19 protein-coding genes are annotated in these 26,775 nt (G+C 49.4%); 3 read left to right on the top strand and 16 right to left on the bottom strand.

All coding sequences use genetic code 11. The annotated features are described in order from the left end of the window. Positions 1–13 precede the first annotated feature (13 nt). The 13 genes from J2T16_RS20335 to J2T16_RS20275 form a co-directional block, all read right to left on the bottom strand. Positions 14–886 carry a LysR family transcriptional regulator gene (locus tag J2T16_RS20335; protein ID WP_221790811.1) on the bottom strand — a complete coding sequence of 291 codons (873 nt, stop codon included), beginning with the start codon at positions 884–886 and terminating at the stop codon, positions 14–16. A 44-nt stretch (positions 887–930) separates the two neighbouring features. After that, complete coding sequence (ssuE, locus tag J2T16_RS20330; RefSeq protein WP_221790813.1) at positions 931–1,479, bottom strand: NADPH-dependent FMN reductase; 549 nt, start codon at positions 1,477–1,479, stop codon at positions 931–933. 25 nt (positions 1,480–1,504) lie between these two features. After that, positions 1,505–2,455, bottom strand: a complete 951-nt coding sequence (locus tag J2T16_RS20325) for an ABC transporter permease (RefSeq protein WP_221790815.1) — start codon at positions 2,453–2,455, stop codon at positions 1,505–1,507. A gap of 70 nt (positions 2,456–2,525) precedes the next feature. Continuing rightward, positions 2,526–3,458, bottom strand: coding sequence for an ABC transporter permease (locus tag J2T16_RS20320; protein ID WP_251508932.1), 933 nt, complete (start codon positions 3,456–3,458; stop codon positions 2,526–2,528). Between the two features lie 78 nt (positions 3,459–3,536). Beyond that, positions 3,537–5,186, bottom strand: coding sequence for an ABC transporter substrate-binding protein (locus J2T16_RS20315; protein ID WP_221790819.1), 1,650 nt, complete (start codon positions 5,184–5,186; stop codon positions 3,537–3,539). Between the two features lie 288 nt (positions 5,187–5,474). Continuing rightward, on the bottom strand, positions 5,475–6,818 hold the full coding sequence (locus J2T16_RS20310) for an LLM class flavin-dependent oxidoreductase (RefSeq protein ID WP_154891034.1): 1,344 nt from the start codon (positions 6,816–6,818) through the stop codon (positions 5,475–5,477). Positions 6,819–8,047: 1,229 nt separating this feature from the next. Beyond that, entirely contained in the window at positions 8,048–9,694 is a 1,647-nt protein-coding gene (locus tag J2T16_RS20305; protein WP_499019126.1) for a glycosyltransferase family 2 protein, read from the bottom strand. Positions 9,695–9,758: 64 nt separating this feature from the next. Next, positions 9,759–10,469 carry a GT-D fold domain-containing protein gene (locus J2T16_RS20300; RefSeq protein ID WP_499019125.1) on the bottom strand — a complete coding sequence of 237 codons (711 nt, stop codon included), beginning with the start codon at positions 10,467–10,469 and terminating at the stop codon, positions 9,759–9,761. 749 nt (positions 10,470–11,218) lie between these two features. Beyond that, the gene (locus J2T16_RS20295) at positions 11,219–11,395 is read right to left on the bottom strand and encodes a hypothetical protein (RefSeq protein ID WP_221790823.1); all 177 of its coding nucleotides are present in this window, start codon (positions 11,393–11,395) and stop codon (positions 11,219–11,221) included. 138 nt (positions 11,396–11,533) lie between these two features. Continuing rightward, positions 11,534–12,265: a sugar phosphate nucleotidyltransferase gene (locus tag J2T16_RS20290; RefSeq protein WP_154959666.1), complete on the bottom strand. Its 732-nt coding sequence runs from the start codon at positions 12,263–12,265 to the stop codon at positions 11,534–11,536. Next, positions 12,262–13,035: a glycosyltransferase family 2 protein gene (locus tag J2T16_RS20285; RefSeq protein WP_221790825.1), complete on the bottom strand. Its 774-nt coding sequence runs from the start codon at positions 13,033–13,035 to the stop codon at positions 12,262–12,264. The genes J2T16_RS20290 and J2T16_RS20285 overlap by 4 nt, the downstream gene beginning before the upstream one ends. Next, complete coding sequence (locus tag J2T16_RS20280; protein ID WP_499019124.1) at positions 13,032–14,162, bottom strand: glycosyltransferase; 1,131 nt, start codon at positions 14,160–14,162, stop codon at positions 13,032–13,034. The genes J2T16_RS20285 and J2T16_RS20280 overlap by 4 nt, the downstream gene beginning before the upstream one ends. A 50-nt stretch (positions 14,163–14,212) precedes the next feature. Next, complete coding sequence (locus tag J2T16_RS20275) at positions 14,213–15,163, bottom strand: glycosyltransferase family 2 protein (protein WP_499019123.1); 951 nt, start codon at positions 15,161–15,163, stop codon at positions 14,213–14,215. Between the two features lie 634 nt (positions 15,164–15,797). Between J2T16_RS20275 and J2T16_RS20270 the strand changes: the two genes are divergently transcribed. Further along, positions 15,798–17,360 carry a M4 family metallopeptidase gene (locus J2T16_RS20270; protein ID WP_499019122.1) on the top strand — a complete coding sequence of 521 codons (1,563 nt, stop codon included), beginning with the start codon at positions 15,798–15,800 and terminating at the stop codon, positions 17,358–17,360. 183 nt (positions 17,361–17,543) lie between these two features. Here the strand turns inward: J2T16_RS20270 and J2T16_RS20265 are convergent, their stop codons facing one another. Next, entirely contained in the window at positions 17,544–21,662 is a 4,119-nt protein-coding gene (locus tag J2T16_RS20265; RefSeq protein ID WP_499019121.1) for a WIAG-tail domain, read from the bottom strand. A gap of 348 nt (positions 21,663–22,010) precedes the next feature. Between J2T16_RS20265 and J2T16_RS20260 the strand changes: the two genes are divergently transcribed. Both J2T16_RS20260 and asd read left to right on the top strand, forming a co-directional pair. Further along, on the top strand, positions 22,011–23,141 hold the full coding sequence (locus J2T16_RS20260; RefSeq protein ID WP_221789937.1) for a YheC/YheD family endospore coat-associated protein: 1,131 nt from the start codon (positions 22,011–22,013) through the stop codon (positions 23,139–23,141). 84 nt (positions 23,142–23,225) lie between these two features. Further along, on the top strand, positions 23,226–24,020 hold the full coding sequence (asd, locus tag J2T16_RS20255) for an archaetidylserine decarboxylase (RefSeq protein ID WP_221789938.1): 795 nt from the start codon (positions 23,226–23,228) through the stop codon (positions 24,018–24,020). Between the two features lie 437 nt (positions 24,021–24,457). Here the strand turns inward: asd and J2T16_RS20250 are convergent, their stop codons facing one another. Together J2T16_RS20250 and pdxR are read right to left on the bottom strand one after the other, a co-directional pair. Further along, positions 24,458–25,243, bottom strand: coding sequence for an AraC family transcriptional regulator (locus tag J2T16_RS20250; protein WP_090919385.1), 786 nt, complete (start codon positions 25,241–25,243; stop codon positions 24,458–24,460). Between the two features lie 60 nt (positions 25,244–25,303). After that, complete coding sequence (pdxR, locus tag J2T16_RS20245; protein WP_499019120.1) at positions 25,304–26,761, bottom strand: MocR-like pyridoxine biosynthesis transcription factor PdxR; 1,458 nt, start codon at positions 26,759–26,761, stop codon at positions 25,304–25,306. Positions 26,762–26,775: the final 14 nt, after the last annotated feature.

The following is a 26,775-nucleotide window of genomic DNA, read 5'->3' as shown; positions in this document are numbered from 1 at the left end:
CTTGTCAGTCCATCTATAATTGCCGTAACAGTTCTCCAAAAGGCTCTGCAAATGGCGAATATTCTTCTTTTAAAGTCACCACGCTGATCTGTAGCGACACACCTGCCACCTCATGGACTTGAATCGGGAACAGTTCCTGACGCTGTACCTCTTTCTTCACCGTTAACCCCGGGAGAAAAGCGATGCCCGCACCTTGCATGACCAGTTTTTTCGCTGTTTCCGAATTATCGACATGATATGTAATATCCGGCGGGTACTCCAGGGAGTCGAAGGCCCGGTGAATGCGAAGCCAGTCCAGTGAACCACACTCGAAAAAGACCAGCTGTTCATTCCGGATCGCCTCCATGCTGACATGTCCGCTTTCAATGAAAGGATGTCCTCTGTACACGTATAGCTGTATCGGATCTTCGTAAAAAGCAACGGTACGGATCGCAGGGTGCATGACCTTGCGTACAAACGCCAGATCAATCTCCTGACTGAGCAGTTTAGCAATCAGTTGATCCGTTGTTGCTGTTGTCAGTTTAATGTTGACTTCGGGGTACGACTCTTTGATTCGGGGCAGAAAATCGGGGATGACATAATTGGACACCGATACTGTGCTTCCGAGGCGCAATGCCTCAGGTGTCGTTCTCCGCTGCTGAATTTTCTGTTTACCCTTCTGGATCACTTGCAGCACTTGCTGTGCATACGGCAAAAATTTGCGTCCTTCATCCGTCAGCACAATCTGCTTGCCTAGTCGGTCGAACAGCTTGCATCCCAGCTCCCTTTCCAGTGATTGAATACGTGCCGTAACCGAAGGCTGGGACAAGAAGAGTACTTCAGCCGCCTTATTGAAGCTTCCGTAATGATTGATATATACAAATGCTTCAATGTTCTCAATATTCATAGGCACCTCCGTATCATCTTATTTCCCTATAAATTTACTTGGTTTTAGGATATCGTAATCCCATCCTTTTCCAGTGTCAATCGTAATTCTTCCAGAGAGCGATCTAACCGTGCGGTAATATCTGCTGCAAGTGTAAATGTTCCATCCTCATTGCGTTCAATTCCCTGATCCACTGCGTATACACCGCCAAGGATATATCGTCCGCCGAGTGCGGTAAGCACAGGCTTCAAAGCATAATCAATAGCAAGCAAATGTGCAATTGAACCGCCAATGACAAGAGGCAGAGTCACCTTATCCCGAATTCCTTCTTGTGGTATCAGGTCGAGAAACAGCTTGAGCACGCCCGAATAAGCTGCCTTATATACCGGAGTAGCCACAATAACGGCATCCGCTCCATCCACAATGGCAAGTGCATCCTGAATGGCCTGGCTGTCGAACTTTGCCTGTACCAGATCTTCAGCAGGCAAATCGGTCACCTGAATCACTTCAACGGAAATACCAGCTTTGCTTAACGTATGGCTGCTATAATCCGTAAGTCCTGTCAATCGTGAACGCTTGGACGGGGTTCCGGCGATAATGACAACATGTGACATATTATTTTCCTCCTTGGAATAGCGGTCAAGCCGCTCCTTTTACTTTGGGATCAAGCCTGTCGCGAATATCGTCTCCAATCAGATTGACAGCCAGAACAAACAGCGTAATGGCCAGACCCGGGAATGTGCAAATCCACCAAGCTACTGTCAGATAACCTCTCCCTTGAGACAGCAATGCACCCCAATCCGGAATTTCTTTCAGTACCCCGAGCCCAAGGAAACTGAGTCCAGACCCAGTCAGGATGGATGTACCTACACCCAGCGTTGCCATTACGAGTAGCGGAGACAAGGAATGTGGCAGGACATGTTTCCAGAAAATGCGGGCATTGGAACCACCCAGGGAACGCGTGGCTGTAATGAAAGGCAGATTTTTGACAGACATCACCTGACCGCGCATCACCCTTGCATAACCTGGTATCGAGGCTACTGCAACAGCCAGTGCAATATTTAGCAGTCCTGGCCCAAGCGCCGCAGCAACAGATAAGGCGAGCAATACGCCTGGTACGGCCATAAGAATATCCACCGCCCGCATCGTTACCGTATCAACCAGTCCTCCCGCATATCCCGCAAGGATGCCAAGAGCACTGCCGACGAGACCACCAACAAGCACGGAAGCAAAACCGATCAGCAAGGAATCCCGGCTACCATGCACAACCACACTGAAGATATCTCGGCCGAAATAGTCTGTACCGAACAGGTGAGAAGCAGAAGGAGACTGCAGAATGGCATCCGTCATCATCTGTGTTGGATCATAAGGCGCAATCCAGCCTGGTACGATGGCACAGGCCACAGTGAAGATGACGATGAGCAGGGCGGTATACAAAAACAATTGCGATACTGCGGATGAAACACGGCGCTGCCAAGGCAGGCGGTTCCATCTCCACAGGCGAGCTTTCCCGACAATTCCGGTACTTCCGGTATTTCTGGCATTTCCTGCCCATGTCTTTTTGTGTCCCGTCAAAGGTTTCATGCTCATAAAAATTAACGCCTCCTTCTCCTGCCTCTTCACATTTTGCAAGTTCCTGATGCGGTGTTCCTGATATGGATCATGTACGGACCGCCCGCCGAACTCGAGGATCAATGTACGAATACGAGATGTCTACCAGCAAATTCAACACGACATAGATGATCGATGTAAAAAATACAACGCCCTGCACCACCGGCAGATCCTTAGCCATTAGCGCATCAGCAATAATACGACCAATTCCTTGTCTGGAGAATACCGTCTCTACCACCACGGTTCCTGCCAGCAAATCCCCAATTAACATACCGATGACCGTTACGGCGGGGATCAGGGCATTACGCAGTGCATGACCATACATGATGGCCCGTTCAGACAATCCTTTGGCCCGTAAAGCAACGATAAACGGCTCATTTATCACTTCAAGCATGCTGTTACGCACCATCCGCACAATAAATCCTGCACCGACAAGTCCGAGTGTAGCTGCCGGAAGCACCAAGGAACTGAATCCGTCCGACCCCATCGCAGGGAACCAGCCGAGCTGTACGGAAAACAACAGAATAAGCAGAATGCCGGTCCAGAACGTTGGCATCGAGATGCCGAACAATCCAACGAGCCGAGCCACAACATCAATCACACCATTCCGGTGAATGGCCGACAGAACGCCAAGTGTAATTCCGATGGTGATGGCAATCAGCGAACTGAGTGCCGTCAATGCCAGCGTTGCCGGGAAATGTTCCAGAATTTTGGGCAATACCGGATCGGAGTTAACCATGGATTGACCGAAATCCCCGCGCAGCATATCGCCAAAATAGTTCGCAAACTGGATATAAAAAGGTTGATCCAGCCCAAGCTGTGCCCGGAGATTAGCAATCATCTCCGGGGTAGCCGAGGACGGGTCCAGCATTAACAGCACCGGATCACCCGGCAGAAGATACATGATGCAGTACACCAGCACCGAAGCTCCAAATATAACGAGAAGCGACGTTGCAAACCGTGACAAGATCAGTTGAATCATACCGGAATGGCTCCTTTCTGAAACCGGAACAGGCTGTACGCCATGTTGGAATGATAAGACTGGATAATGCAATTTGCATTATGGCTGGATACGTACATCATTAAAGAGTGGATAACCGAGTGCATCGAACTTGATGCCTTCCACGTTTTTGGATGCAGCCACAGTATACGGAAATACGTAGATTGGCAAAATAACCGCCTGTTCAATGAGATATTTCTGAATCTGACTGTAGATGTCTACCCTTTTCGCCGAATCCGTCTCTACCGCTCCCTGCTCCAGAAGTTGATCAATCTTTGGCTCAGATAAACCGGATAATGTCGGACGCTCCCCTTCCGCACTGGTGTGATAGAAGGCGTACAAGGCATTCGGATCGGAGTTGACCTGGCTGTTACCATACAGATCATAATCCCAGTTCTGATAGATCACAGTAGCAATGTCTTTGGTAATCACCACTTCTACCGCAATGCCCAGCGGTTTCAGCTGTTGCTGGATGATGGCAGCAATGTCATTGCGTTTCTCCCGGTTAGGGGAGCCATCTACATAACGCAAAGTTAGCTTCTTCCCGTCTTTGACACGAATCCCGTCAGCCCCCTTAACCCAGCCCTGCTCTTCCAGTAGTTGGTTAGCTCGGTTGATGTCCGGGGTGATACTCCCTTCAAGTGCCTTGTCATAGCCAAGAATGCCTGGAGACAATGCAGACCATGCGCGCTCGTAGTTACCTAGATACAAGGTTTTCACAATGGACTCGACGTCAACAGCGGATTGTACCGCTTGCCTTACTTTTACATCATCCCAAGGTGCCTTGCGCAGATTGAAAAAGAGGGTATACGGCAAACCAACCGTATTGGCTTGCAACAATTGCTGGTTCGGATCACTTTTCAGCGCAGCGATATTTTGCGGTGGTACGGTCTCTGCGGCAAGCACCTGCTTACTCTGCACACTTCCGATACGTGTTGCTTCTTCCGGTACAATCTTAAACGTGATCGTATCGATATGCGGAACACCTTTGTTTTCGACCGTTTCCGGGCCCCAGTTGTAATCCTTGTTTTTGGCCACTACGATATCCGCGTTTCCATCCCATTTCACAAAGGTATACGGGCCTGTGCCCACCGGATTTTTGCCTAGTTGATCCCCATATTTCTTCGCAGCGGTTGGAGACACGATCCCCAGTAATGCCTGACTCAGGTTACCGAGAAACGCTTGCGAAGGTGCATTCAGATTAACTTTGATCGTATACTCATCAATGACCTCGGAGGAGCTATAAGGTCTAATCAGGGCAAGGGAATTGGCAGCTTTGGTGGCAGGATCAATGACCCGATCCAGATTGTACTTCACCGCTTCAGCGTTAAACGGGGTTCCATCATGGAATTTCACGTCTTCACGCAGCTTGAAGGTATAACTTTTGCCATCCTTCGATACACTCCATTCCTTGGCAAGCCAAGGTTTGATAGAACCATCTGGCAGCTGAACCACCAGATTGTCGTAGATCGTGCGAATCGCTCGTACGGCTACAGCAAGACCGCTACGATGCGGATCGAGTGTATCCGGTGAAGTCGCCAGTGCAAAGGTGAGGTTACCCCCTTCCGCTTTACCAGCCTGACCCCCGCCGGCGGAAGCCTGTGCCGCACCGCTGGTTTTGCCTCCTGATGTTGCTCCGCATCCGGACAAAACCATCACCAATGCTACTGCCAACGCCACCACTTTTGTCCATGAGATAGACCTGTTCATATCGCTTCCCCCTCTGTGTATACAGGTGTCATTAATGTGCTACGCCAAGCAAACTTGTATATATTTTATATTTCCTATGAGAAAAGTAGGTTTTAAGAAAAAAAAGGATTCATTAACTTTATTAACGCTATGATCCAGATGCATTTGTGCTTCATTTTAACGATGAACTGTTCTTGTATTTGATCCGAATGTATTGGATTGTGAGTACAGGTTAGAGTCACCGCGTTTGAGTTAACATGAATTACAACAATTAGATGATGTTCGATTTAAATGACATTTGACATTCGATTAGATGACGTTTGACTCTTCCTGTGTCCTTGCTGCTGTATAACGGTTTACAGGCACCTGGACACCCAAATTGCCACGCAGCGTATCATGCTCATACTCCGTGCGATAGAGGCCGCGTTCCTGCAGAATAGGTACCACCAACTCGACAAAGTCGGACAATCCGCTAGGCAACTCCGAAGCAATAATGAATCCGTCTGCCGCTTCTGCCTCGAACCATTCCTGAACCTTGTCTGCGACCTGCTCCGGCGTGCCCAGGAATTGACTTCGTGGTGTTGCAGCCCGCAAAGCGACTTCGCGCAGCGTTAACCCCTGTTCTTTGGCATCTTTTTTAATCTTGTCTGTTCCACTGCGGAAGCTGTTGCTGCCTATGCCATCCAGTTCAGGGAACGGTTCATCCAGCGGATATTGGGAGAAATCATGATGCTCGAAGAAACGTCCCAAGTAGTCCAATGCTTTATCAATGGTTACCAGGCTTGCGATCTCCTGATATTTCTGTTCCGCTTCCTCTGCCGTCCGTCCCACAATCGGGTTAATGCCTGGCAAAATAACAATATCTTGTGCTGAGCGCCCATAGGAAGCTGCCCGTGTTTTGACGTCCTTATAAAACGCCTGTGCATCTTCAATGTTATCGTGTCCAGTGAATACGGCATCGGCTTCTTGTGCCGCCAGTGTTTTGCCATCCTCTGAGGAACCTGCCTGGAAAATAACCGGCTGTCCCTGCCGTGAACGAGCGATGTTCAATGGCCCCTGTACAGAGAAGAACTCCCCTTCATGGTTCAGCGTGTGTAGTTTCGAAGGATCGAAGAACACACCGCTGTCCTTGTCTCTTACAAATGCATCATCTTCCCATGAATCCCACAATCCTTTGGTTACTTGTAAATATTCCTTAGCAATACGGTAACGTTCCGGATGTGTTGGATGATTGCTTTTGCTGTAATTTTTTGCGGTACCTTCCAAGGGAGATGTCACCACGTTCCAGCCTGCACGACCATCACTGATCAGATCAAGCGAACCGAACTGTCTGGCGACTGTAAAGGGGTCACTATAGGATGTGGAGAGTGTGCCCACAAGTCCAATGCGTGAAGTTACCGCAGCAAGAGCGGAAAGAATGCTGATCGGTTCAAAGCGATTCAGGAAGTGAGGAATGGATTTTTCCGTAATATACAGGCCGTCTGCAATGAATACCAGATCAAACTTGCCCTCTTCTGCCTTCAGCGCCTGACGTTTGTAAAATCCAAAGTTGACACTGGCATCGGATAGAACCTCCGGATGTCTCCAGGTTGTGTTGCTTCCCCCAACACCATGAATGATCGCTCCAAATTTCAAACTTCGTTTTGCTGTCATGTACACTCCGCCTTCCCTGAAATAAGGTAATTTGATGGTACCAAAATGTAGCATATCTAAATAAATGATTGAGTCTCGAAATCAAAATTGATTATTCCTATGAGTTTGGTTTGTTTTAATTTCACACAGCTTATCATTGCCCCGCCGAACCGGTCAACCGTGCTTCTAATAGATTTTTTCTATATGGCACCCTGTAAAAATAACCGTTGTGCTCCTATTGCATTAGCCTTATTAAACTTAATCCATTCCGTTCAGACAGCATTGCTTCATCCTGCCGCATTTTTGGGATGATGACATCGACATACCTCCGATTTCCATAATATAGTTCCAGATCATCAGACAGACCGGATCGACCTATACCTTTAATTCCAATCTGTTAAATAAGAATTATGCCTATAAATGTACTCCCGTCCCTTTGCATCGTCAATGGTTCTGCTAATAGAACAATCCTATAACAGAATAGGAAAAATAAATTTAAATTTTGAGTTATCCATTCAGTATCAATTTTGATTCGAAAAAAGGAGTGAGTTTAGACTCACTCCAATGCTTTTAACTTCTCCTCAATCATCTTTGCTTCTTCTAGATTTGATGCAGGAGCACTTATAACTAACGTTTCATTCTGATATTTTCCATTCGTTAATTTCATGTATAGTTCAGGTTCTGTAATAATAATCGCAAATTGATTAGCCTTTTTATCAAAATAATATCTCCTAACACGGTTCTCTTTGCACCTTCATAAGTTATTAGTAAAGATTTATGCATGAAGATTACCTTTTCGAAAGCCATATCATTGATAGATAAAGATCCCTCAAAAGCATTTTCATTTTTGTTAAAGATTCCATTTAAATTTACTTTTACTTCACTAGCGATCCCGGAGTTTTCGCTAAACATGTAAGATGGTGAATTAATGTCTATTTTTTCAAGATCATTACACCCTGAGAGAATAATAAGATTAAGAAAGTAATAAAAAGTGCTCTTTTCATTTTCAGCCTCCAAGCTTATTAACATGCGTTACCTACGGCTCCCTAGAAGTAAATTAGTCTTTCAACTTCATATATGTATTTACAGATATAATAGTCTTGCTCTGATCACTTAATTATATAACTATTATTGAAAGACCTCACACGGAATGAACAGATCAGCTGAGCGTTCAGCCCAAGAAGAGCGCACCCTTCAGTGTTGTTCATTCCGCATGTTTACATGTTGCTTCAAACCACGAGCGGTGGCCATCACAAATCCTTGTTCAGCAACTGGGGCGGAGCAATAATCGGCCATCCTTCCGGGATTGAATGGAGTTGTTCGGTTGATATTTGATGCACATGTCTGGAGCTTATTCCCCAACGTTCCGCTGCATAGATGGATACAAACTTCCTACGTTTACCTTCGGTGACCAGATACCAAACTTCCGGTGTATCAGCAACAGATACAATACTCAAGTCAGTAGGTTCCACGGCAGGATCGGGAGAGATTACGGCAAGAGGAAAGTCAGGTTCAAACGACCCGTTCCGAATATCTCCAGCGGACACCAGCGGTTCACCCGCAGGTATGCCCAACAGATCAGGTTTGGCGACCAGCACCGGCGAGATGCCGCGCGGAACAGGAATGTTCAGCTTTCGGCGCTGACCGCTTCTTAGTACATAGACATCACCCTTCAGATCAACAAGAAATGCACCTTCTGGATAGAAATCACTGCTTCGTCTGAGCGGTGATGTTGCAGGACTGTTTACAGAAGAGGAACCTGCGGCCCTCTGGCGTAAATCACCTTTTGCCGCTAACGAAGATACGTTCGCTTGAGATCGAGTTTGAGGGTCTGAGTGCGGAGTCTGTGTCAGCCTGGAGGTTTCCGCGATGAGCGCTTGGGGATCTCTCCATTTTTGACTGTAAAATTGTTCATTTCCCTTGTTCACTGTGTTAAAGTCCTGCTCTCCGAGCGCTTTCATGCTGACACTTCCAAAATGATGAATAAAGGCGTCACCTGCTACAGCAAGTCGGTATCCCAACATCCGCACCCGTACAATCCAATCGTCATCCTCAAAGTTACCTACGGCGTAACCCTCATCCAAATACCCTACACGCTCAAACAAATCTCTGGAAAACAGCCAGCAGAATCCGACGAGCCGATCCGTCACTCGATGTTTCTCCGGGTCGGGACGATTCTGGTTCGCGGCGTAAGACCACATGTCCTCTACTTCACGATAAGGCACTTCAATCTGCTGATCTCCGCCAATGTAGTTCGTGACAGGACCCACGACACCAATCTGCGGATCACTGTTAAGACACGTCATCATATTCTCCAGCCAGCCCGGGGTAACCAGGGTATCATTGTTCAGCACAACGATATGCCGTCCCTTTGCCATCATCAGACCCTGATTAACGCCTCCGGCAAATCCCCGATTCTTCTCCAGTGCAGCTACCCTCACCATACCGCCTTTGCGAAGCAGTGCATCGGCCGTACCATCTTGAGAAGCATTGTCTACAACGATGATTTCGTAAGGAGCCGGGGTATGTTTCTCAATGCTTGACACACATTGCAGTACATAATCCCGCTGATTGTAGGTGGGAATGATGATGCTGACACCTTCAAACACAATTCCGAATGAATTCTGTCCCTGAAGAACACCATCTTCGTAACCTCGGTTATATCCTTGCTTGTATAACTTGGTGTTTCGAAGAATACGATGACCCCTTCTGCCTTTCCGTGAAGCATTACGCCGATTACGGCCACCGGCTGCATGAAGAAAAACCTTAGCAGATGCACCTATACGATGAGGATGGCTACCCGATAATTGCGCGCCCACTCTAAGCTGACTTCTCTGCTGTAAGTTGCTCTGATTATTTTTTCGTACACGATGAGGCTGTATTTCCGATTTCTTCATGTTGCTTCCTCCATTCCACTCGTGCCAGAGGCAGGGTCCCGGTGATCCTGCCCCAGACGACTCACTAGAGTTGAAGCTCCCCTGTCACTAATTTGTCAGCCAAATGTCCGAAATCGAAGGCAATGCTGCCCAGTTCTCCAGCGATACGCCTGCATAGCACCACCGCTGGAATGCCCGCTGCGACCAGAGCGATATCAAAGGTGTGCTCAGACGTCAGCTGCATTACCCTCGGAATATCTGCCATGCCTGCTACCGCAGGGATGATGCCTGTAACCTGCACCCCATGCAGTTGTAACAAGGCTCCCAGCTCTGCCGCCTGGCTGCCGATCAGCAGCACACGCCGTCCTTGCAAGATCGGCAGCAACAGACGAGACTGATGCAGACTGTAATTGATGGTGGAACTGGTCAATTTCAGACTGGACCAATCGATTCCGAAATGGCGCAGAACCGGGAATAATAGTCCTTGAAACGTCGGAGCACGTGAGATGGGCACACCCACCCAGTCTGCACCCCTAATCGCTTCCGCAAGCGTCGCGCGGATGTCCGGCGTGGAGCATGGCACCCCTGCATAAGGCAGAAACGGTGCCAGCTCCTGCACTTCTGTAGCTGGCAGCACGGTGTCTGCTGCCAGCGTAAGCAGTTCGCCATCCCCGAGGCGAACGACAGACAGGGGGCGCTGCGCATCCAGCGCCGCCATGATGTGACCAGCCATCTCATGAGGGCTGGTCAGCCGGGTCAGGCTGGGCGCATACTGGCGGAAGCCCGCCGCGATCAAATCTGCCGCCGCGACAGCGGGCAGAATATGATCCGGCGGGATGTGCTGCGCCACCAGCGCCTCGCCCCCGGCGAATACGCCGTCGCGGTAACCCGCGGCGTAACCGCCGGGCCCTGCCGCCTGCACGGCATGCTCCGCAGCCGGCGGCGGCACGCCGTTTGCGCTGCCCGCACTCGCGGCAGCGCCTTCCCGCCCCGCTGGCACGACGACACCCTGCGGGTGTGTCGCCTGGCGCGGGGCGGGGCCAGCACCGCTGGCAGGCATCGCCTGTGGCGAGCTTGTGTGCGGTGCTGGCTTGGGCGCACGGCGCATCGCCGTGCGCTGCTTGGCGCGGGCCGCGGCGCGCCGGCCCTGCGCAGAAGCGCGCCTGCGCGGGTCGGGGCCTTGACGCAGGCGGCTCTGTGCAGGCGGGGCAAGCGCTGCCCCGCCTGCCCTGCTCGCTCTCTCACCTGCGGCTCTGCTGCTTCTTCGCGCTTTGTCCGTCTTTCCCACTCCCCGGGCCCTCGCTGCTTTGCCCACCCTAATGCCGCCTCCAGGCCGACTTGCTTTGCCCACATTGCCCACATTTCCAATCCGATCTGCTTTGCCAGCGACTATCACACTTCCAGCCGTACTCGCTTTCCCAACTCTTTCAGCCGTACTTGCCTTGCCCCTACTCAACACAACTCCAGTCCGGCCTGCCTTACTTATCCTGATCACACCACCCGTACTGCTACCGCCTTTGCTGCTCCCTGCTCTTACGGTACCTTTCACATGCCCCACTTCCCTGCATTATTCACTTGCACCGCTCTGCCTCCACTCTTCACACCACTCGCATTACCCATACCTCTTCTATTCTCTACTCTCACCGTGCCTTGCGCATCCAGCATCACTTCACTGTAATTTACACCTTCACCGTCTTGCCCGAGTGACCGCGGTCGTTGCACAAAACGCCGGAGCTTACTTCAAGGCTCCGGCGAGGATTCTGTTTCCATCATCTGTTTCCATCATTTGTTTACAACATTTGCTCTGATCATCGGTTTCGATCCACGCAACGCACCGCGGCTGTATCATGTTATTTCCGGTTAAGGTAGCTGCCCTTTCATGCGTACAGCTGCCTCCTGGAGCGATTCAAATGTGCCGGCATCGCTCCAATATTTTTGCAAAATGTCATACTCCAATCCGCCGCCGGATGCATAATGGTTGTTTACATCGGTAATCTCCAGCTCTCCACGTGCGGACGGTACAATGTTATGAATCAGGCTAAACACATGGTCATCATACATGTATATGCCCGTTACACAGTAAGAGGTCTTCGGCTGACTTGGCTTTTCTTCAATGTACGCGATACGTTCCGGATGGTGTTCATCAAAGACAGGCACCCCGTAGCGACGCGCATCGTCCACTCCTTTAAGCAACACTCGCGCCGTACCCGCAGGTTGCTGCATATATCGCTCTACATACGGTTTCAAATCATCGCTGAACAGATTATCACCAAGAAGCACAACAAATTTTTCGCCCGGAAGAACAAACGATGAGGCCAGATCAAGCGCTTCGGCAATACCGCCAGCCTTTTCCTGAATACGATACGTCAGCCTAACCCCATGATCCGCTCCGCCACCAAGATACTCCGTATACAAACCAGCGGAATGTTTGTTGATAACAATCAGAATATCCTCAATCCCTGCCTGACGAAGCCTGTCGATACCATACATAATCATCGGATGTTTACCGACGGGAAGCAGATGTTTATTGATAAGCCGGGTCAGAGGGTACAGCCTGGTTCCTGTGCCACCAGCAAGAATTACACCTTTCATTCCTTGTTCCCTCCTTCATCGGATATGTCCATAAATTCACGCGGATCGACTTGCCATTTATTGATGAAAATGGAACGGTTACGCTCCAGCAACTGTTTCCATTCCGTATGATCTGTCTTTTGAAAACTCGCACTGCCTTGATGATGTACAAGGACATCACCGCATACCAACAAACGGAAGCCCTGCAACCTAGCTCGATAACAATAGTCGTCATCTTCATAGTGGCCAGGGGAATACGCTTCGTCAAGCCAGCCTACGGCCTCCAGTACACTTCGTTTCATCAGCATACACAGCCCTACGATTCGGCGTACTTCCTTCCACCTGGACACATCCGAAACATTATTGGCAGCCGCTAGCTCCTGAAAATGTGGCACATCCCGAAACGTCATATGAACCTGCTGAATACCACTGGCATAGTTCGTGACTGGCCCGATGATGCCAACATCATCTTCACTGTACAGTGCTGTGCGCATATTTTCGAGCCAGCATGATGTAACGGTAACATCGTTGTTCAGCAAGAGTAATTCATCCCCGCAGGCCATTCGAAGTCCAGCATTACAAGCGGCAGGGAATCCCCGATTTTCGGGTAAACGAACAAACCGGATGCGTTCCTTGGCACAATATTCGGCAGTACCATCCGTCGACCCATTATCTACAACGATGATCTCATACGATGTTGCTTCTCCCGTGTATGTTCGGATGGCCTCGACACAAGGCCTCAGCAATGAGAGTCCGTTATAAGTGGGTATAATGATGCTGGTCAGCGTCATCTCACATTCCTCCTGTACGCTACCTCTGCACGGGAAGGAAGGTTGGTCCGAAGGGCATATTCACTCGTACCCATCCATGTTGCCAGTGCTTCCAGGTGATCCCCAAGAATCAATCTGGCAACACCATTACCACTACCCGTGTTCCCGGCACGCAGTCGGTTTGAGCGAATGACATCCACTTGGCATGGAGCGGATACCTTAAATCCCTGCTGGATTGCAAGCATCTGTGCCTTCGGCGGAACGGCCAGCGAAGCAGATTTTACAGCCTGAATCATTCGCCTAGATAGGGCATGGGGCACAGCGGTCATCGAATTCGAACCAAGGTCCCGCCGACCTAATGTATGGTTCAAATAAGCTTTGATTCGGCTGACTTCGTCCTGCTTGGAAAAAGGAGGAAGTAAAGAAGTCAAATCGTTTAACGCTACATCCTGCCCCCGGTCAATCGCATAAAGGAACGGCGCCAGCTGCTCCGCAGGTATAACCATGTCTCCATCCACAAACAAAACGGTCTCTGCATCTGTCATTTTGGCTCCAAGCGCCCGACCCACATCATGCCCGGCTCGTTCCGGTTCATACACGAGTGTAATGCCTGAATGTTGAAGCACGTGTTCCAGACTGTTATCCGTCGTACCGTTTAATACAACTACAATATCGCGGAGGGGTAGACGTCTTAGTTGTACCAGCACTTGCCCAAGTGTGCGTTCCTCATTACAGGCACAGACTACGGCAGCAGCAACATGTCGAAGGGGAAGCGGTACAATCTCTGGTACATGGCCTGAGGAATTCGCATAGCCTTGAATAAACACCCTGCCTGCCTGCAATGCAGCTTCGTAGCTAGTCTGTTCCGGCAGATTCGCCGCGTGTACTTGCCACGTATCAGAAGCATGTTTATTCAGGTTGTCGGAGTCTGCCCTGAATTGTTTGCCTGCAAGCCGGCCTGCTCTCCAAAATGGACGTAGATCCGGCATCACCTTCCGGACATTCCGCCGGCTCCACCCAAGATGCTGGGTACGTGGCGCGCGTTTCCCCTCAGCTTGCTTTCTGCTCCGGGGTCTGCCCGCCGCCATTCGCTTGGCTCGCGTCCGTCTCTTTGCCCTTACTCCTGATCGTGTTTTTATCGCTGTCACCTCCGCATGTTGCCGTTTCTATCACATAATCCCTCATTTCTTAAAACTTCTTATTGAGCCAGACTGCGAACACGCTGCAGATCAGGGTAACCCCCCCGTGGCCCCCGTGTATCTGTCATCCAGCGGATCGCCTCCAGATGATCGTTCAGTACGACTTGGCTAAGTAGATCAGCACCGCCTCGTTTCGTCGAACGAACAGCATTCCATTTTCCTACAGGCACATGATGAACAGCTTGCACCCGAAGGCCGCCAAATATCGCTTTGGCATGAGCAAGTGGCGGAATTTCCAGTGAAGATATGCCAATGATCTCAAGTGCCTGCCTACTAAGCGCATGAGGAATGGCTGTCATAGAAGCACCACCAAGATCGGATCTGGAGAGCAGACTGTTCAACATATGTTTTGCTTCAACGACCGGATGAACAGGGCTACGTGTCACCGGACCGTTGTAATTGTTCAGTGCAACATCGACTCCATTTAGCACAGCCTGAACGAAAGGTGCCAGGTGTTCGGCCGGGATCAGAATGTCTGCATCCGTGAACAGCAAAATCTGCCCTCGGGCTGATGCTGTCCCTACTCTTCGTCCTGCATCATGTCCCAGCGCTTCAGGATAGTGGAGTACCCGTGCCCCAGCCCGTTCAGCTTCATTGGCTGTGCCATCGGTTGACCCGTTTACGATAACCAGTACTTCCGCATCGCGGCATATACGTGTCGCTTCACGGACTACAGCAGCAATGGTGCGTTCCTCGTTCATCGCTGGAATAATCACCGATAGCACAGGCTGCGGGAGAACTTCTCTGTCTTGCTCAGTAACTTCTCCAATCATCTCATGTGCTTCTCTTCGATTGTTCGCATGAAATGAGTGGTTAGGTGGTAAGGAGAAAACATAGGTCTTTGTACCCTTTTTCCTTCTCGATTGGATTCGTCTTTTTTCAGATACCCGTCTGGTACGCTTTTTTCTTGTTTTTGTTGCAAAACTGGCTCTATTACGTTGTTTCCGCAACAAATTCACCTCCCACAATCCATCCTGATCATGCCAAGGGAGTACACGTTATTCTATGTATTCGTGGAGCAGTGGAAACGGCGTATGTCCTTATCTTACTTAGGTTCTGGGCAGGAGTGTAAGTACACCCATCCTGTGAACCAACAAGATTCGTCAATATTTTTAAAAATGACATCTCTTCCCTGTCCTTAGACACAATTTTCGAAAAAATTTAAAATTGTATCTTTTCCAATCTTTTACACTGTGATACTATACGATTCAAGCCACACAATTTACATTTTTAACCTTGTCGAGAACTCACGTTCCCAAAACCTCTTTCTGTCCTTTTATTGACCTTCGGTTAGTTCAGACGTTTGATCTCCTCCGTTTTGTACACAAACAGACCTTGAACTTGAAAGGAGTGATGCCGTTCCCAACCCGGCTTCTTCTTCCCGCATTCCACACACGGATTGAACATCCCGGTTCTCCGTAGAACCTTCGGTTTGCCGCAATCACTAGGGGGACAACCCCTGCTTCTTAAACATACTTCTGTTTGAGCCCCTCACTCCGCCCTGCCAGATGCAGACGGAAATCCATCCGAGTTAGGCATAAACCCTTTTTTTCCAAAAATATGATGAGAATGGGAGAGTTAACAATGAAATTTGCCAAAGTTATGCCAACAATTCTTGGAGGAGCTCTTTTGCTCGCTTCCGTATCCTCTGCTGCTGCAGCGCCATCTGATCTATCCATTCCGCTTGAGGCTCCTTATGCCTCCGAGGAGAGTATCCTTTTGAACAACAATCCTGACGAAACGATCTATAATTATTTTGGTCAACAGGAACAGTTCCTGAACTCTGACGTCAAAGGCCAGCTCAAAATCATTAAACGTAACACGGATACTTCCGGTGTAAGGCACTTCCGTCTGCAACAGTACATCAAAGGTATTCCGGTCTACGGTGCCGAGCAGACCCTCCATCTGGACAAAACGGGAGCTGTGACTTCTGCTCTTGGTGAACTTCCGCCTGTTGAAGAACAAGCGATTCCTAATGACGGAATCCCTGGTATCAGTGCAGAGGACGCGATTAAAGTGGCCTCGGAAGAAGCGACATCCCGGATCGGCGAGTTAGGTGCACCGGAGCTTGAGCCAAAGGCTGAACTCCAAATTTATCATCATGAAGATGACGGTCAGACCTATCTGGTTTATATTACCGAAGTGAACGTGCTTGAACCTGCCCCGCTGCGAACCAAATATTTTATTAACGCCGTGGACGGAAGCATCGTATCCCAGTTTGATATTATCAATTTTGCTACAGGAACAGGTACCGGGGTGTTTGGTGACACCAAAACGCTGACCACAACGCAATCGGGCAGCACCTACCAGCTGAAAGATACCACTCGTGGAAAAGGCATTCAAACGTATACAGCAAACAATCGCTCCTCGTTACCAGGAACATTGTCTACCAGCTCTAACAACGTGTGGACGGACCGTGCAGCTGTTGATGCACATGCTTATGCTGCTGCCACTTATGATTTTTACAAAAATAAATTTAACCGCAACAGCCTCGATGGCAACGGTCTTTTGATCCGCTCTACCGTACATTATGGCTCCAAGTATAACAATGCCTTCTGGAACGGGGCACAGATTGTATTTGGTGACGGGGACGGCTCACTGTTCGGTATCTTCTCCGGGGATCTCGATGTTGTGGGTCATGAGTTGACACATGGAGTGATCGAGTACACCGCCAATCTGGAATACCGCAATGAATCAGGAGCATTAAACGAAGCGTTTGCTGATATTATGGGTAACACCATCGAGAGTAAAAACTGGCTGCTGGGTGACGGCATCTATACTCCTAACATTCCAGGAGATGCATTGCGCTCTTTGGCCGACCCTACCCTGTACAACCAGCCTGACAAATATAGTGACCGTTACACGGGCAGTGCAGATAACGGCGGTGTGCACACCAACAGCGGTATTATCAACAAAGCGTTCTACCTTGCAGCCCAAGGCGGTACACATAACGGTGTAACGGTTAGCGGCATCGGCCGGGATAAGGCCGTACGTGTTTTCTATAGCACGCTGGTGAATTACCTGACACCAACATCGAAATTTGCAGCTGCCAAAACAGCAACGATTCAGGCCGCCAAAGACCTCTACGGTGCGAATTCCGCCGAGGCAACTGCCATCACCAAAGCCTATCAGGCTGTAGGACTATAATCGTTAACTGATCGTGTGTAGCATCTGCGACCTTCACAAAAAGCGATACCGAACTTATTATTTCCCCTTCTATTCTTGTGTTAAAAAGTAGCCTCGTTCCGGCACCCCTCATGTCCGAACGGTCAGGCTTATCAAATAAAAGCGGTGTCCGGGACATACTCTGGACACCGCTTTTGTATATTTTTATGCCGATGGCCCCGCTGCGATCCAGGACAACAAACCATACGTATGCTTGCAATCCGCTGTCCGCGTTACTTCCAGCACAGCTTCATCCTCACTCTGGGATAACAGCGACACCTGAAATCCACGGTCATTGCTCATGGCTACAATGACATAATGCTCTGAATCAAACGCCTCTTCGAAAACGATCGTCACTTCGGTACACGTTTCATTCTCCGGCAGAACAAAAGCTTCCATGCCAAACTGCTGCACAGCAGGCTGTTTACTCACGCTACGTACCGGCTGGAATGCCAGATGTTCGGCTTGAACAGCACCAGTCTGCAACTGTTCACTGCCTACAGAACCATCACACAAATGCTCTTGTGTTACCGACTGAGGCTTAAGGGTATAGGAGATTGGCACCTCTGTATCAGTCCCTTGAGGGGTGATAGAGTTGGATAAGTCTGTGTCAGCTACATCCGGCGATAATGCATTTTCTCCATCCGATGCATCTTCAGCTTCAGTGATTCCCGTAGCAGACTCGCCTTCCGTTAATATGGCATCTACTTCCGAATCATTGTGTAGCCCAAGCAGCTCTTGAAGATTCAAATTTCCGGCTTGGAACTCAGCAGGCGCATCCGGCGACGACTCCGCATCATCTCCCCAGGTAAACAGACCTTCGTTAGGCAGGCCAACCGACTGTATAAACTGTTGTACTTCCTGCATGGCTTCTTGCCTTTTGAACTCGGCAAGCTGTTCCAGCGTTTCTGCACTGACCTGACGAATTGCATTCCAGATCTCTTCACTTAGATGTGATGTGCCCACGATTCCATCATTTAAGTGACTGGACGTGATACTTTGCTCACTTAACTTGCTGCCATCAATAGCACGATCAGCGAGATGCACAGACGATATCGTGCCCTCTGTCAGTTTACTGCCGTCCACACTGCCATCCGCCAGTTTAGATGCCGTGACTGCACCATCTTGCAGATGAGCTGTGTTTACAGCTTCTTCGGTCAAATGGCTTGCCGTGATGCTTCCATCCTCGATATGATCCGCACGGATTGCACCTTCTGTGATATGTGCAGACTGCACACTCTCATTGGTCAAATGAATGCTGGATACCGCACCCTCTGTCAGTTTGCTGCCGTCTACACTGCTATCCGCCAGTTTAGACGTAGTAACTGCACCATCTTGCAGATGAGCTGTGCTTACAGCTTCTTCGGTCAAATGGCTTGCCGTGATGCTTCCATCCTCGATATGATCCGCACGGATTGCACCTTCTGCGATATGTGCAGACTGCACACTCTCATCGGTCAAATGAATGCTGGATACCGCACCCTCTGTCAGTTTACTGCCGTCTACACTGCCATCCGCCAATTTAGATGTAGTAACTGCACCATCTTGTAAGATGACGGAGCGGACAGACTCTTCTTCCAGATGTTCAGTTCCAATACTCCGCTCCTGAATATGGTGGGAGAAAACAGCCCCATCCTGGATATGACGAGATTGAACTGCACCTTGCTGCAGGTGTGTAGCACCCAGAGATTCCAACTGCAGATGCAAACCACTGATCAGCCCTGGCTGTAAATGTGCTTCTGTTACAGAGAGCGGAGCCAAATGTTCTGTATGCACCGCTCCGGCCATCAAATGATTGGAAGATATCGCCTGCTCGGTAATATGCTCACTGCGAATGACCTCTTCTCTCAGATGAGCGCTATGGACAGACTGAGCAGTCAAATGATCTGATTTTATACTGCCTTCAGCGAGATGCATGGAATCAACGGATGCTCGTTGCAGATGTTCGCTTCCCACTGCCCCGTACTGTAATTCCTCGCCAGATACCGAGTCGGTGGCCAGATGTTCTGTTGTCACTGTTCTTTGACGAAGCTTGCTACCGGGGATGCTGCCGTTTGCAAATAATTCTGGCGTACGCACCTCATCGGACAGATGCTCCAGCGAGATCGTATGCTGCTTCAGGTGATATCCACGAATCGTTTCAGCAGGGATATGTTTGGCAACGATGCTTTCAGCCATAATCTTGGCGGAAGTGATACTGCCGTCAGCCAGTTTGGCCGAGGTGACCGATAGATCAGCCAGCTTATCTGTAGAGACACTTTCCGGTGAGAGTTTAGGTGATGTCACAGCATGATCTGTAAGATGTGGTGGAAAGATGGAACCGCCTGCCATCTGTGCTGAAGTCACGCTGCCCGGAGCTATTTTGTCCGTCGTAATTGCCGCACGTGATATGGCATCGGTCTGAACACTGCCCGGCTGCAGGTGAGGGGCACCTACGGCATGCTCTGTCAGGTGCTCGGCTCTCACTGCATACGGCCTCAGTGCTTCGGAATCCACACTGCCGGGAGCCAGATGAGCCGTTGATACGGCTGCTTTGGCCAAGTGGGACGAATTGACCGTACCTGAGGCTATAGCTTTGCTTGTAACCGCACTTGGAGCGAGTTTATCAGCCGTGACACTCTCTGATGCCAGCTTTGCGGTTGTGACTGCTTCATCCTGCAATTGGAATGATCCTACAGAAGATTCTGCCAGATGTTTTTCCAGCACAACACCTGAAGCCAGTGCATCCGCAGACACACTTCCCTCGGATAGATGTGTTGTCTCGATGCTTCCACTCGCCAAATGTATGGAATGAATAGCACCATTATCAACATGAACCGGTGTAATGCCTCGATTGGCAATATGTTCCCCGCGAATCGAGCCTTTAGCCAGATGTTTCCCGAGCACAGCTTCATCGGATATTTTGGAAGCGACAACGCTTTGATCTGCCAGTTTCGAAGCCGTCACTGCCTGCTCCAGCAATTTCGCTGTTCCCACCGATTGATCTGCCAGCTTGCTGCTAATGATCGCTCCATCGACCAGATGCTCACTACCGATTTCGGCATTGCCGATCTGTTCGCTCCCTACAGCAGCAGCTCGAATCTGTACTGATCCGATCGAACCATCCACCAGATGTCGTCCATTCAAGGCATGTTCGGCAATATGCCGTGTATGAATCGAGCCATCCTCAATCTGTTCGCTGCCGATGCTGCTTGCCAGCAATTGATTACGTCCAACAGAACCTTCAGCCAAATGAGACTGTTTCACCGAACCGGCCTGAATGTGGCGTGTATCAATAGATTGCTCTTCAATTTTGCTACCTGTCACCGCTCCATCACGAATCTTGGCACTGGTGACCGCATCATCCGCCAGTTTCGAGGTATGGACAGCCCCACCAGCTAAATGACGGGTCTCGATCCCGCTAATCGCGATTTTTTCACCAGTAACAGCTTGATTCTGGATTAATTCCTCTGTGACGAGCAGGCGACTCAGATGCCTTGTGCCGATGGAGCCATCCGCTATTTTGGCTGCATCAATGACCTGATTGCCCAGCTTCTGTGAGGTAATGCTCCCATCCCGGATTTTGTCTCCAGCGATGGATGCATTTCTGATTTTGTGACCTGATACAGAGCCATCAATCAGATGTTCCTCCGCAATCGAAGCCTCAGCCAGCTTAGCAGAAACAATCGCACCATCCGCAATATGAATACTTGTTACTGCATAATCCTGAAGCGCCTCGCTTCCTACAGCTCCTGATTTCAGCTTGGAGGCGTCCACCGAAAAAGGAGCCAGCTTACTTTCCGTGACGGCAAACTCACTGAGGTCATCTGTATAAATATACTGTCCTTCATAGCCTGGCATCTGGTTCTGGTTTAATTGTTCAAGACGCTGCTTGCCTGTTGAACGGCTTGGGTTATCCTGTTCTTTCAATGGAAGGTGCGCAATGCTTCTGATCTGAAGTTCCTTTTCTGCGCTTTCCTTTTCCACATTATTTTTTTCTGCATTTAATGGGGCAATTTGTTGCGGCTGCCGGGGCCGTTGCTCCTGCACTATGTCTTGCGCTTCCACCACAACTTCAGATTTATTGACCGATGCATCTGGCGTCGTCTGATCAGATGTCGTTACGGTATCAGCAATAACTTCCTTGGAGGCAACTCTATCCGAAGTCGAAACCTCCTCTTTTTTCACTGTTTTTTCCGGCTTGCTGAATTCCAGTCGCCGATCCATCAGATCCAGCTCCCTGAATTTGGGACTGATATGACGCAGTTTAGGCGTCACAACCTTTTTTTTGCCTTTTTTACTCATGAGGCCAGCTCCTTCCCCTAACGTTCATCTCCGGCATCATATGCTTTGAGCTGGGCATCTGCCACTTTTCTGGCCCTACTTTTGCACATCCGTGATCAGATTCCTGTCTACTCAGGTTAACGTTACATCTACCCTGGCGTAATTAGGCTGTACGAAGTGAAGAGAGAAGGCGGCTGTCCACGCCCCGCATCCGCTCGTTTCATAAGATAAGATGTCTGGACATCAACGGATGTATAAAAGTGCCTCTGCACACCGGTCTGCGTTATCGCGATGTTAAAACCATGCATTGACAGGCCGGCATACTGAAAAAATTCATGGTTGCGCGATAACAATGAAGGAGGAACGGTCATGCTCCAAGAAACGATCGGCATTATGTTCGATTCACGCATGTACCGGGGGATACCGGCCGGAAGGACCGGTCAGGAATCACTCGCCAATTATGAACAGGCTGCAGCCTGTTACGGATTAACGCCTTGCTTTTTAAGGCTGGAGGATATCGATCTGGATCGTAAAACATGTCTGGCTTATGTGAAAAAAGAAGGTCGTTACGTCCGTGAGCGTATACCGTTTCCTTCCGTAATCCATAACCGTGCTCTCCAGCTTCGCCGTGCGGAACAGCGACTGATTACACGTTTGCTCCTGCAAGGCATCCAGGTGTATAACGTGCGTAATCGTTATCGGAAGGACCATGTGCATGATATGCTGCGGCAAGACTTTTTTTTAAAAGATCATCTGCCACACGCAGTCAAAGCAACGCCCGAATCGCTCACTTACATGATGGAACATCATAAGGATCTCGTCATTAAACCGTGTAGCGGCAGCATTGGTCATGGCATTATGCGTCTCTTCCAGCAGGAGGGACATTGGAGACTAACCTGTGAAACGAGGGCATCGCGTAAAGGCTGGGCCACCTTCAAGCTGAACCGGGGACAGTTGCCTTCCGCTACACTAAGGCGGATATTCCGTCATGCTTATCTGATTGAAGAACGGATTCCGCTTATCCGGTATGAGGGAAGGCCCGTTGATCTGAGAGTATCCGTGCAACGCGGGGGAGATGGGGTATGGAGTGTCACTGGCATGTTTGCCAAGGCAGCTCCGGCGCATACGTTTGTCACCAACATTGCGCAAGGCGGCAAAGTCATGACTGTGGCTGGAGCACTTGGTCTGGCTGAACCGAGTACGGAGCTATTCCAGCTGCAAGCCCGAATAACTATAGTCGCCCTTCGTATTGCTCACACGCTGGCTTCCAACTTGCCTCATCTGGCTGATCTGGGCCTCGACCTCGGCGTAACCCAAAATGGAGGCATTTACTTTATCGAATGCAATGGCAGAGATCAGCGATATGGGTTTCGTAAGGCTGGCATGCAGGAACATTGGCAGATGACATATAACAAACCAATGGCGTACGGACGTCTGCTCGTCAATCACAACTCCAGCATTCCAAGACAGCCACAAACCTATGATCGTGGATTGTATTGATTTCATTCGTGATTTGTGTCAATATTATGCAGAATGGCCGCTTTTGCGGCCTTGAAGTTTGTATTAACCCTAAGGGGGATATTCATGGCAAAAACGCTGTTGCGATTAATGACTGAGCTTTCTTCGCGCAAATGGATCTCCCGGACCGTGGGAGCTTTCTCCAAAAGCCGGGGAAGCAAAGCATTTATCCCTTATTTTGTCCGGACCTACAACATCCCTGTACAGGAAGCCGAGAAGGATTGGAAAGAATATCGTTCCCTGAATGATTTCTTCACTCGCAAATTAAAACCCGGGATGCGCCCGCTAGACCTTTCGGAACATGCATTGATCAGCCCTGTCGACGCTAAAATTACGGCAGCAGGCCCGATTTCTGCAGGAACCATTCTGAATGTAAAGGGACAAGATTATACACTTGCTGAATTGTTAAACCACTCTCCACATCTGGAGAAGTACAAGCATGGTTATGTATTTGTGCTCTATCTCAGTCCGCGCGACTACCACCGCATTCATGCACCTGTCAGCGGTCGTAAGATGGAGAGCGAACATATCAAAGGCAAAGTTTATCCTGTGAATGATTTCGGACTCACCCATATGAAATCCGTGCTCAGCCGCAATGAACGGCTTATTACGTATATTCAGCATGATTATGGTGAAGTAGCTGTCGTCAAAGTGGGTGCAATGAATGTCAGCAGTATTCAATATGCCGATATTGACACCCAGACTTGGGCTCAGGGAGATGATCTGGCCTATTTCGAGTTCGGTTCTACCGTTGTACTGCTTATGCAGACCGATACCTTCGAACCGCTCCCTGATTTGAAACCTGGAGATTCCGTTAAAATGGGAGCTTTACTTGGTCGTCTGAAACCCAAACAACCCTAATTTCATACGTAAATAAAGAGGATGGCTCAGCACCTGCAATCAGGTGTTATGCCATCCTCTTTATTCTCTATCCTTCATTTGCCTATAATTCATGATATGAAATGTTACCATTCTAAATTGCCTAACTAAATATCATTTCATGTATACATGCATGGCGCTGCCTCTCTCCGGTTGGAACGCCAGTTCATTATAAGGTGTAGCCATCTCTCCAAACGTTAAAACCATACGTCCTGCAGTTCTTCAACGGGTTTCAGCCGGCGCAGGCGTTTCCGAAAAATACTGCATCCCTTAATGGAATTTCTACGGCTACGAACCCGTCTTTTTCCGTTCATCATCACGTGTTCCTCCTTGTAAGGTCATCTGGAATGCTAGTTACTTACCCTAGCCATCCAGCATTGAAACGTTGTGATGTTTGCATACGAGACGCTGACATGGTTTTAACGAATCTCTGACGGGCTTTTGCCCGTATATTGCTTGAACTGACGACTGAAGAAAAAGATATCCCGATAACCCAGTGCATCCGCAACTTCGGTCACGTTCATACCGGTATGCACCAGAAGATGTTCTGCCCGTTCAATACGCATACGAATAATATAGGACTGTACCGATGATCCGACAAGTTCCTTGAACTTGATTGAGAAATAACGCGGCGACAGACCGGCTCGCGCGGCCAGATCCTCTACACGATGTGTAATTCCGGGATGCTGGCGAACATAATTCGCTACCTCCTGAATCACATCGGACAACTGATTACTTACCTTTTTCTCCACAGGTTCTTCCGTATCCGCACGCAGTAAATGGATCATCAACTGCTTCAGAATCAGCCTGCTCTCTTCATCACGTCCATACACATCGGACAAAAACAGCCTTACGTAACGTGCAAGTAAATGCTCAAACTCCACAGTCTCCTGCACTTCACGGTAAGACTGAGGCACATCCACAACAGGCTCGTCCACATCGAAATGAATATATGTAAGCACCAGTGGTTTCTGCCTGTTATGCGTTGCGCTTGTATGGTCTCCCGGACGAAACAGGAAACAGCTTCCTTTGCCAACCTCGTAAGGCTGATCATTCAAAATAACCGTGCCTTCACCGCTCCACACGTAAAATAAATCATAATTTTGCATCGGTTTTTCTCGCTTCTGCCACTTCCAGCCCGGTTCACAGACTATTTTGGCGACAGCGGGCAAAATTACAAATGATGACGGCGATGCCTGCAGCATGTCGCCACTCCCCCTTGACAGTTAATCTCTTTAAACACTTATCCCATTATACAGCGGAATTCACTGAAACGAAAATGTACACTTCTCCCACGCGGCTTGCATCCGCCGTATCCCTTCACGAATCTCCGCTTTTTCCAGATGAGCAAACCCGAAACATATTGCAGCATGCCCCGGAGTTAAGCGGTACTGCTCCACATCCCGGAACAAAACGCCCTCTTTATAAACCTCTCTGGTAAACCGTTCATAACTTGCTTTGTCCCCGTTCCAGATCGCATAAATGGTCAAACCGGCATCACCTGGTTGCATGGTGAAGGCTTGTGGCAACCACCGATTCATTTCCTCCACAAAAAAGTCATGCCGATCTCCATATAGCCGGGTTAATCGACGTAAATGCCGCATATATCCACCTCGTGTCATAAATCTGGCTAGTGCACGCTGTTCCAGCAGCGCGGGTGACACCGGTTCATACAGAGCTTTGGCAGCCAGAAGTGGCTCGACCAGACTGCTTGGCAATACCGCATAACCGAGCCGGAACGAAGCAGGCATCGTTTGGGAGAAGGAACCGATGTATATCACGCGTTGCTCACGATCAAGCACCTTAAGTGGTTCAATCGGTCGTCCGCCCCAGCGGAATTCACTGTCGTAATCATCTTCAACAATAACGGCGTTTTGTTTTGATGCCCAGTTCAGTAAGGCTCGCCTTCGTTCCAGCCCTAGTACCGCTCCGGTCGGGAACTGGCGAGTCGGAGTGACAAATAACGTTTGTGCCTGCCAATCTTGCGGGATAATACCTCCTTCATCAACCTCAGCTGGTATCACCTCACCACCGCAGGATCTGACCGCATGCAGAACGCCTTGATAACCCGGACTTTCCAGCACCACCGGGCTTCCCTCGTGAATGAGTAATTGGGACAACAGCGTAATGCCTTGTATCGATCCACTGAACAGTACGATCTGGGAGGCTTCCGTTTGAATACCACGTGTCCAGCGAAGATGTGCGGCAATCGCTTCCCGTAGCTCTGGATCACCCGCTGCACCACCTACATCTCGCCAGCCACTGCGATGAACCGCAGCGAGTGCACTTTTCCACTCGGCTTTTGGAAAATGTTCTGGAAGCAATCGCTGCATCCGAAAATTGATGACGGATTCCTGTTCCAGTTGAATCTCTTCACGTGAACGTTTGTGTTCTGCGGTTAATTCGCGAAGACGCTCTCCCCATCGAGATAAAGACAGCACCGCTTCGCTATGATCGTTGTGATGCACGGACAAGGATTCCGTAACATAGGTTCCTTTTCCCGGATAAGCATGGACATATCCATCCGCAAGCAACATATCGTATACCTGGGCTACCGACCCGCGTGACATGTCGTACTGTTTCGCCAGTAAACGCGTAGAAGGCAACCGTGCTCCTGCTTCCAGTGTACCTGAATGGATCGCATCCCGCAGTGCGTGATATAACGCTTGATATTTATATCGATATTGGAGTTCGTATGAATCAAGTGGCAGCCATAATTCCATGTGGTTCTCCCCCT

The organism is Paenibacillus intestini, from assembly GCF_030803945.1.
Classification (GTDB): Bacteria; Bacillota; Bacilli; order Paenibacillales; family Paenibacillaceae; genus Paenibacillus; species Paenibacillus polysaccharolyticus.
The sequence above is the reverse complement of the archived record's forward strand: the minus strand, read 5'-3'. Positions and strand labels throughout refer to the sequence as shown.